The sequence below is a fragment of the Paenibacillus sp. GCM10027630 genome, assembly GCF_042676305.1.
Classification (GTDB): domain Bacteria; phylum Bacillota; class Bacilli; order Paenibacillales; family NBRC-103111; genus Paenibacillus_S.
Genome location: NZ_JBHTGY010000051.1, coordinates 41,870 through 51,009, shown reverse-complemented (window position 1 = coordinate 51,009; position 9,140 = coordinate 41,870). Strand labels below are relative to the sequence as shown.

At 48.0% G+C, this 9,140-nt stretch carries 7 protein-coding genes and 1 other RNA gene; all 8 read right to left on the bottom strand.

Features of this window, described 5'->3' with window-relative positions:
• Positions 1-128: 128 nt before the first annotated feature.
• Positions 129-494, bottom strand: a transfer-messenger RNA (tmRNA) gene (gene ssrA / locus ACFQ0C_RS24585).
• Between the two features lie 205 nt (positions 495-699).
• Positions 700-1,179 (bottom strand): SsrA-binding protein SmpB, encoded by a 480-nt coding sequence (gene smpB, locus ACFQ0C_RS24580; protein ID WP_308862404.1) that lies wholly within the window; start codon positions 1,177-1,179, stop codon positions 700-702.
• Between the two features lie 98 nt (positions 1,180-1,277).
• Positions 1,278-3,812, bottom strand: coding sequence for a ribonuclease R (rnr, locus tag ACFQ0C_RS24575; RefSeq protein ID WP_379370489.1), 2,535 nt, complete (start codon positions 3,810-3,812; stop codon positions 1,278-1,280).
• A 200-nt stretch (positions 3,813-4,012) separates the two neighbouring features.
• Positions 4,013-4,252, bottom strand: coding sequence for a preprotein translocase subunit SecG (secG, locus tag ACFQ0C_RS24570; RefSeq protein WP_171656468.1), 240 nt, complete (start codon positions 4,250-4,252; stop codon positions 4,013-4,015).
• A gap of 119 nt (positions 4,253-4,371) precedes the next feature.
• Positions 4,372-5,079, bottom strand: a complete 708-nt coding sequence (locus ACFQ0C_RS24565; protein ID WP_379370487.1) for a M50 family metallopeptidase — start codon at positions 5,077-5,079, stop codon at positions 4,372-4,374.
• Between the two features lie 392 nt (positions 5,080-5,471).
• Positions 5,472-6,764 (bottom strand): phosphopyruvate hydratase, encoded by a 1,293-nt coding sequence (gene eno, locus ACFQ0C_RS24560; protein ID WP_258217755.1) that lies wholly within the window; start codon positions 6,762-6,764, stop codon positions 5,472-5,474.
• Between the two features lie 81 nt (positions 6,765-6,845).
• Positions 6,846-8,378: a 2,3-bisphosphoglycerate-independent phosphoglycerate mutase gene (gene gpmI / locus ACFQ0C_RS24555; protein WP_379370484.1), complete on the bottom strand. Its 1,533-nt coding sequence runs from the start codon at positions 8,376-8,378 to the stop codon at positions 6,846-6,848.
• 1 nt (position 8,379) lies between these two features.
• On the bottom strand, positions 8,380-9,132 hold the full coding sequence (gene tpiA, locus ACFQ0C_RS24550) for a triose-phosphate isomerase (RefSeq protein ID WP_379370482.1): 753 nt from the start codon (positions 9,130-9,132) through the stop codon (positions 8,380-8,382).
• Between the last annotated feature and the right edge of the window lie 8 nt (positions 9,133-9,140).

Below are 9,140 nucleotides of genomic sequence, written 5' to 3'. Positions count from 1 at the left end.
GGCTTACACCAAAAAAAACAAACGGCACAGGGATTTTTCCCATGCCGTTTCGAATTCCATTTTAATTCCGCTATTGTTTTTGAGCTTAACTTAATGACATTGACCAGATGGTCGATGCTTTTTGCATTTTATGGAGACGAGGGGAGTCGAACCCCTGTCCGAAGATAACGCCACATAAGATTCTTCGGGTGTAGTCACGGATTTGATGTCACCCGAGTATCGCCCCGCGACAGGCTATACGTTGGGTCAGCCTGATTGTCTTCCTACGTCCGACCCCAGGCGGAGACCAAACGTCGTATCCCACTATAGTTGAGCCCCTATCCCAGTCACATGGGCGATGCTGAGTAGAAGCACGCTAACAGGTTATTAAGCTGCTAAAGCGTAGTTTGTTTGTTGTTTGCCATTTAATAGGCTTTAGCGTTGATGAAGTGGACGCGTCCCCACTACCCGCTACTCATGCTCGAACTATCCCCGTCGAATCCAAGAACGTCCCCGCATAGTAGAGCCCCCGGCTAAGGAGACTCTTAATTAAAGCAACTTGCTCAAAAGGTTATGATAAAAATTTACCTGATTCTCTAATGCGATCTTGATACTACTATGAAAGTTTATCTTGATGCCTAATTAGTATAACACACTTCCACATAAAAAGACGAATGAGTTAGTGGAATCCAAGGCAATCTCATGACAAGTTGGGTATATTTACCTTGCTACCTTCTGCTTCTCACGCAGTGCACGCTGGATATCACGCTGAGCATCACGCTTAGCTGCGGTATCACGCTTGTCATATTGCTTCTTACCTCTACCGAGTCCAATCAAAAGCTTGGCAAATCCATTACGAACATAGATTTTGAGCGGAACCAAGGTATAACCCTCCTGCTTGGCCAAGCCGAGCAGCTTGCGGATCTCCACTTTCTTCAGAAGCAGCTTCCGAGCGCGTGTCGGGTCCGTTGGGTTAAAGCGATTGCCCTGTTCGAACGGGCTGATATGAATGTTATGGATGAAGGCTTCTCCATTACGAATCGTAGCGAAGGCATCACCTATATTGGCCCGGCCTAACCGTAGTGACTTAATTTCGGTTCCCGTCAGTACCATGCCGCACTCATAAGTATCTTCAATAAAATAATCATGGGAAGCTTTCTTATTCTGTGCGAGAACTTTGCTATCGGATTTTTTGCTCACCATAGAGCCATTCACTCCTTACCCCACAACGACTGTATCTCAAAAAAGGGATTGGAGTTTATTTTACCAACTCCAACCCTTGGAAGCAAGCGAAACGACTACTTTTTCGCTTGCTTTTTCTTGCGCCGCCGCGGCCCTGTGCGCCCGGCTTCGCCTGTGCCCTTGCCGGGCGCTGCGTCCAGCGCTCGCGCCTTGGCGGCGTCTACGCCGATGCCCCTCGGGGCACCGGCTCCAACAGCCGCCCCGGCGCTGGCGCCCTTGCGCTTGCGGCTCTTGCCGCCGCCGGCTGCGGCTTTGCCGCTGCTGCCTGCGCTTGCAGCGGCGCCTGAGCCGCCTTTGCCGCGCCGCCCGCTGCGGGCGCCCTCAGCTGCGGTGCGCTCGCGGTCGCCGCCACGCGAACCGCGGCCCCCAGCCGCCGCTGAAGCGCCACGGCCTGCGCGGCCGCGCTGCTTGTCGCCGCGCACTGCTTTCAACGCGCCTACGAGGCTTACCTTCTGGCGCGGCTTCATATCCACCATCTCGAAATCGATGGTGTGGTCTTCCATGCTCACTCGGGCCACCCGCACCTTCAATTCATCGCCGAGGCGATAAATTTTCGAGGTACGCTCCCCAATCAACGCATGCTGCGCCTCATGGTAATGATAGTAATCATCGTGCATATCGCTCAGACGGATCAGACCTTCGACCGTGTTATCCAGCTCTACGAAAATACCGAAGCTCGTCACGCTGCTGATCATGCCTTCGAATTCCTCGCCGACTTTATCCATCATGAATTCGGCTTTCTTCAAAGCCTCAGTCTCCCGCTCGGCATCCACAGCTACACGTTCACGCTCCGAGGACTGCTTCGCGATGTCATCCATACGGGCTGTTAAGTATTCATGGCGTTTTTCATCCATCCCGCCCTTTTCCAACACTTCGCGCATGACACGATGTATGATCAAATCAGGATAACGTCGGATAGGTGACGTAAAGTGAGAGTAAAACTCAGCTGCCAGACCAAAGTGGCCTGTACTCTGAGCATCATATTTCGCCTGCTTCATGGAACGCAGCATCACTTTGCTGATAACCGTTTCTTCCTTAGTTCCCTTTATTTCCTCCAGCAATGTTTGCAGTGCACGGGGATGAACCGTGTTCCCTTTACCCCTCACGGCATAACCGAAGTTCGTAATAAATTCCATGAAATGCATTAGCTTCTCAGAATCGGGATCTTCATGAATACGATACAAGAAAGGTACTTTCATCCAATGAAAATGCTCCGCAACCGTCTCATTAGCCGCAAGCATGAATTCTTCAATGATTTGTTCAGCAATGGTCCGCTCTCTTTTTACAATGTCCGTAGGCTTGCCGCTCTCGTTAACTAATATTTTAGACTCCTCGAAGTCAAAATCTATAGCGCCCCGCTTCATCCTACGCCCGCGCAATTTCATCGCCAGCTCTTCCATTAACCGGAAATCATCCATTAAATAGTCGTACTTTTCGACAAGCTCCGGCTCTGCGTCCCCAGACAACAGCTTCCGAACATTCGTATAGGTCATCCGCTCGCTTGTCTTAATTACGCTAGTGAACACATCATGGCGCACCACGTTGGCATTAGCGTCAAATTCCATCTCACAAGACATGGTCAAACGATCTACCTGCGGATTCAACGAGCATATCCCATTCGATAACCGGTGAGGCAGCATAGGGATTACACGATCCACTAAATATACGCTGCAGCCGCGATTATAAGCTTCCCTATCCAGCGGAGCTCCTTCATGTACATAATAGCTCACATCGGCAATATGAACGCCCAGCAAGTAGTTGCCATTCTCCAGACGCTCTACATTAACTGCATCATCCAAATCCTTGGCGTCTTCACCATCAATCGTTACAATCCGTTTATTCCGCAAATCACGGCGTCCTACCAGGTCTGTCTCTGCGATTACTTCGGGTACCTCAGTGGCTTCTGCCAAAACCTCATCAGGGAAAGTCTCAGGCAGCTGATGCTTGCGGATAACAGAGATAATATCGACTCCGGGATCATTTTTATGCCCCAAAATCTCAATAACTTCACCTTCCGCTGCCGCACGACCCTCCGGATAAGTTACAATGCGCACAACCACTTTATGCCCGTCCATAGCCCCATTAAAAGCTTCCTTAGGGATAAAAATATCACGAACGACCCGCTTATCATCTGCAATTACAAAAGCATAGCCTTCATTCATCTGAAACAATCCAACAATTTGCGTATTGGCACGGTTGACTACCCGGACCACTTCACCTTCCAGCTTGCCGCCGGCAGCGCTTTTGGTTGTTATCCGAACGAGAATGATATCGCCATTCATGGCCCCACCCATGTCGTTGGCGTGTATGTACACATCCGGATGATCGCGTTCCTCTGGAATCAAAAACCCAAACCCTTTGGCATGAGCCTGCAGCTTGCCTCGCAGCAAATTCATCCGTTCCGGTACACCGTAACGCTCCGTTCGAGTCCGTATTATGTGCCCTTCGTTCTCCAGCTCATTCAACAGCTTAATAAAATCCTTGAAATCCTGCGCGCTGTTTATCTGGAAATATTTCTCTAATTCTTGATATGTCATCGGTTTATAAGCCGTTTCTCTCATAAAATCCAATACATCATTGCGTTGAACCAAAGTCCTCACCTTCCTCTACCTTACTTCTCTATAGTTTTACCCATTTCTCTATTAAGAAAACACGCCAATTTTATTCTCCCTCGTCCTCTTGATCACCTTAACAGTTTACGCAAATTCGCAGCACATGGAATGGGCGTTTGAGGCTTTGCTTGAATAAAAAAACAGCAGGAGTAACATGCCCCTGCTGTAGTGCTTTTAAATTACGCTGTTTTTACAAAGTAAGCAACAATTAGCGTCAGAACGAAGAAAACAACCGCTAACCCCATCGTCAGACGATTTAAAAATAATTCCAAGCCACGCGCCTTTTGCTTTCCGAATAGATGCTCCGCACCTCCGGAGATGGCACCGGATAACCCCGCGCTTTTCCCTGGCTGAAGCAATACGGCTGCAATCAAACCAAGCGACGCAATAACCAGTATAATTTTCAAAACTAATTCCATGTTTCCACCTCCAGCGAAAATCTATCGTCACAAACAACGGCCATTGGCCACTTATATATAATAGAAAATGGACAGTATTAGCATTATATCATAAAGTTGTCCTACTGGCAAACAAGCCCTTACTCATAGTTGGAATAAGGCTGCTTGGCAGGTCTTGGTCTCGTTTTTCTCCGTCCTAAGAATGCTTGAATGGCACCTTTCGCACACCATAACGAGAATAAAGTAAACAAGACAGACCAGCCTATAGCTGGAATCATCGTGATCCGGCTTAAGTTTGTCGCATCGCCAGCAGACGCAGAATTTTCCACTGAATAAAGAATCAATGAAATCGGTCCAAGCACCGATTCCTCCAGAGTTAGAAAGGCCAGCAGCAAATAGTAAAAATCACTCAACCATCGTGGCATTAAAGCCAGCATGACAATGTTCAAAGCAATAAAGCCGATCAGCCACATCACGCCAAATTCATTGCGGACGAACAGCACTAACGAAACAATAGCCAGTAAAGTAATAACCTGCAAGCCTAAGCGATGTTTGTCTATCTCCCTCATCTTGAACAAAAATACGGCAAACAAGGAAGCCGTCATATATCCAGCCAGTGAGATCGGAATCTGTGTCCAATTGTCCATGACTCTGGAATATGTGACCCCACTATGATTGGCAAAAAGCTCGATATACATCACTTGACCTGAGAAAGCCAAAGTTGCCACCGCATGCCCGAATTCATGAATCATTGTATCCAAATTGCGGAAAAATGAAGAAAAAGGGATCAAGCGAGTGAGAAAGGCTGATCCTACTAGAAAAAATACAGTCTTCAACCAGTTGCTCACGTTGATCCCTCCGGGGAAAGTTGGTACTTACTGCAAACTCACTCTAATCTTGTTGTTCGTTTACGGGTTACCACATCTACCTACGGCGGCTGTTGAAATCGTGTTCTCATTGAATATACCTTGCGGTAATAACACGATTTCAAAGGCCGCACGTAAACTCTCCGGTAAATGTGTAACCCTCCAACTACCACAGCTTATCGTAAGCTTACGAAAAAGTACCAACCTATTATTTTACTAAAGTGCCTGGCGGCAATGATCTGCCGCCGATAGCTATAGAGCCATTGTTGGCTTAAATAGCCAACCATATACACAATATACACAATGCTTAAGGCGCGGCATTAGTCGCTACCTTAAGCATTGATTAGGTAGAGCACGAAGGGTGCTCTATTATATTATTTAAAGTTTTTCAGGTTGAAGAACGCTTTTTTACCAGCGTATTGTGCTGTATCACGCAATTGATCTTCGATACGAAGCAATTGGTTGTATTTAGCAACGCGGTCCGTACGGGAAGGAGCGCCTGTTTTGATTTGTCCAGCGTTAGTAGCAACAGCGATGTCAGCAATTGTGCTGTCTTCGCTCTCACCGGAACGGTGGGAAATAACAGCTGTATAACCAGCGCGGTTAGCCATTTGGATAGCGTCGAAAGTTTCAGTCAACGTACCGATTTGGTTAACTTTAACCAAGATGGAGTTACCGATATTCTCTTCAATACCTCTGGACAAGCGAACTGTGTTAGTTACGAACAGATCGTCACCAACCAATTGTACTTTTCCGCCAAGCTTTTCAGTCAACAGCTTCCAGCCATCCCAATCATCTTCGGAGCAGCCGTCTTCGATTGTGATGATAGGGTACTTGTCTACCCAATCAGCCAAGAAGTCTACGAACTCAGCGGAAGTGTAGGATTTTCCTTCACCTTCCAGGTGGTACTTACCGTCTTTGTAGAACTCAGTGGAAGCAACGTCCATACCCAGGAATACGTCAACGCCTGGCTTGTAGCCTGCGCGCTCGATAGCTGTCAGGATAGTAGTGATAGCTTCTTCGTTCGAAGAGAAGTTAGGAGCAAAGCCACCTTCGTCACCAACTGCTGTGTTCAAGCCTTTTTCTTGCAAAACAGATTTCAAGCTGTGGAAAATTTCTGCACCAGTACGAAGCGCTTCTTTGAACGAAGGCGCGCCAACTGGAAGCACCATGAACTCTTGTACGTCAACATTGTTGTCCGCATGAGCGCCACCGTTGATGATGTTCATCATTGGAACCGGAAGCTGCTTAGCGTTAAATCCGCCCAAGTAAACATATAACGGGATATCCAAAGCCTCGGAAGAAGCACGAGCAACTGCCATAGAAACAGCTAGAATTGCGTTTGCACCCAGCTTAGCTTTGTTCGGTGTGCCGTCAAGCTCGATCATTTTTTGGTCGATACCTACTTGATCCAAAGCGTCAAAGCCGATCAATTCAGGAGCAATGATGTCGTTAACGTTCTCAACAGCCTTCAGAACGCCTTTACCCAAATAGCGGGACTTGTCACCATCACGAAGCTCAACAGCCTCGTAAGCGCCTGTGGATGCGCCTGAAGGAACGATAGCACGGCCTCTTGCGCCGGACTCCAGAAATACTTCTACTTCTACTGTTGGATTACCGCGGGAATCCAATACTTCACGAGCATACACATTAGCAATAGTTGTCATGATTTCGAAACACTCCTTAGACTTTTATAATTTTGTCAGGGCCGTATGACCGACCCCGGTGACTCTTTCTTGAACATGAGGCTAGATTAATTTGGAACCTGTCATTTCTTCCGGCTGTGCTACTTCCAGCAGCGTCAGAATGGTAGGAGCAATATCTGCCAAAATTCCATCGTTTCTTAGTGTAACATGTTTGGACGTTACAATAAAAGGGACCGGATTTGTTGTATGTGCCGTATTCCGGCTGCCGTCCGCATTTGTTACCAAATCGGCGTTACCGTGGTCAGCAGTGATTAGCGCCACTCCGCCTTTAGCAAGCACAGCCTCAACGACTTTACCCAAGCAAGCATCCGTCGCTTCTACTGCTTTGATCGTAGGCTCCAGTAAGCCGGAATGACCTACCATATCCGGATTGGCGAAGTTCAGAATGATAACATCCTGACGCTCAGCTTCGATCTCTGCAACTGCGGCTTCAGCAAGCTCATATGCGCTCATTTCCGGCTGCAGGTCATAGGTTGCTACCTTAGGTGATGGAATCAGAATGCGAGTCTCACCTGGAAGCTCCTTATCACGGCCGCCGCTGAAGAAGAACGTTACATGCGGGTATTTCTCCGTTTCAGCAATTCGAAGCTGCTTAAGATTGTTTTGGGCAACGACCTCACCTAATGTGTTATCCAGGTTCTTAGGCTTGTAAGCTACAAATCCATCCACAGATTCACTGAACAAGGTTAAGCAGACGAAGTACAAATTAGCAGGGCATTTCTCGCCGCGATCGAACCCGCGGAAATCGCTGTTCGTGAACACTTGAGAAAGCTGAATCGCACGGTCCGGACGGAAGTTAAGGAAAATGACAGAGTCGCCTGACTCTACCAAGGCTGCAGGTGTGCCGTCCGCTTTCACGATAACCGTCGGCATTACGAATTCGTCAAACACCGATTTTTCATAGGAATCCACAATGGCTTCCATCGGATCAGTGAACTGCGGACCCTCTCCATATACCATCGCACGGTAAGACTTTTCCGTACGCTCCCAGCGCTTGTCCCGGTCCATCGCATAGTAGCGACCTTGTACAGTAGCCATTTTGCCTACGCCAATTTCATCGATCTTGGCGAGCAGCTGGCCCATATAGCCTTTGGCACTGTCAGGAGCTACATCACGACCATCCAGGAATGCATGGATGTAAACCTCCTCGAACTGCTCCTTCTTGCACACTTCAAGCAGAGCAAACAAATGTGCAATATGGCTATGTACGCCACCGTCAGACAGCAATCCATACAGATGAAGCTTTTTACCATTATCTTTGGCATTACGTATAGCGCCAAGAATAGTTTCGTTCTCAAAAAACTCGCCATCACGAATCGACTTGGAAATACGAGTTAAATCCTGATACACGACACGACCCGCACCGATGTTCAAATGACCTACCTCAGAGTTGCCCATTTGCCCTTCCGGCAATCCAACCGCTTCTCCGCACGCAACCAGAGTTGTATGCGGGTATTCATTCCAGTACCGGTCGTAGTTAGGCTTATTCGCCTGAGCGACAGCGTTACCCGTGATCTCACCACGAAGGCCGAAGCCATCCAATATAATCAGTGCTACCGGTTTCGGTCTGGACATCTTACTTGGCCCCCTCAACAAGCGCTATGTAGGAAGCTGGTTCCAAGCTGGCACCGCCTACGAGAGCTCCGTCGATATCGGATTCTTGCATATATTCGCTGATGTTGTTCGGCTTTACGCTGCCGCCGTATTGGATACGAACCGCATCTGCCACGGATTGGCTGTATAGCCCAGCGATCAGCTCACGAATATAGCTGATAACTTCGTTAGCGTCAGCTGCTGTAGAAGATTTGCCTGTTCCGATGGCCCAGATAGGCTCATAGGCTACAACCACTTCAGCTGCTTGCTCTGCACTTAGGCCGGCAAATGCGCCTTCAGTTTGCACTTTGCAAACTTGCTTGGTTTGACCCGCTTCACGTTCTTCCAGCTTCTCGCCTACGCAAACGATTGGCGTCAAGCTGTGCTTGAAGGCTGCATGCACCTTTTTATTAACGATCTCATCGGTTTCCAGGAAATACGCGCGACGTTCGGAATGGCCGATGATCACATAATCAACACCCAGATCTTTCAGCATGATACCGCTGATTTCGCCTGTAAACGCACCGTTATCTTCAAAGTGAAGGTTCTGTGCGCCAACTTTTAATGTAGTTCCTTTTACAGCCTCAACAAGTGCAGGAAGATTCGTGAATGGAGCGCAGATAACGCTCTCCACACCGTCAACCTCTGCTTTACCTTTAACTTCGTTTACAAAAGCAGTCGCTTCGCTTACAGTTTTGAACATTTTCCAGTTACCGGCAATGATTGGTTTACGCATGTTGGTCA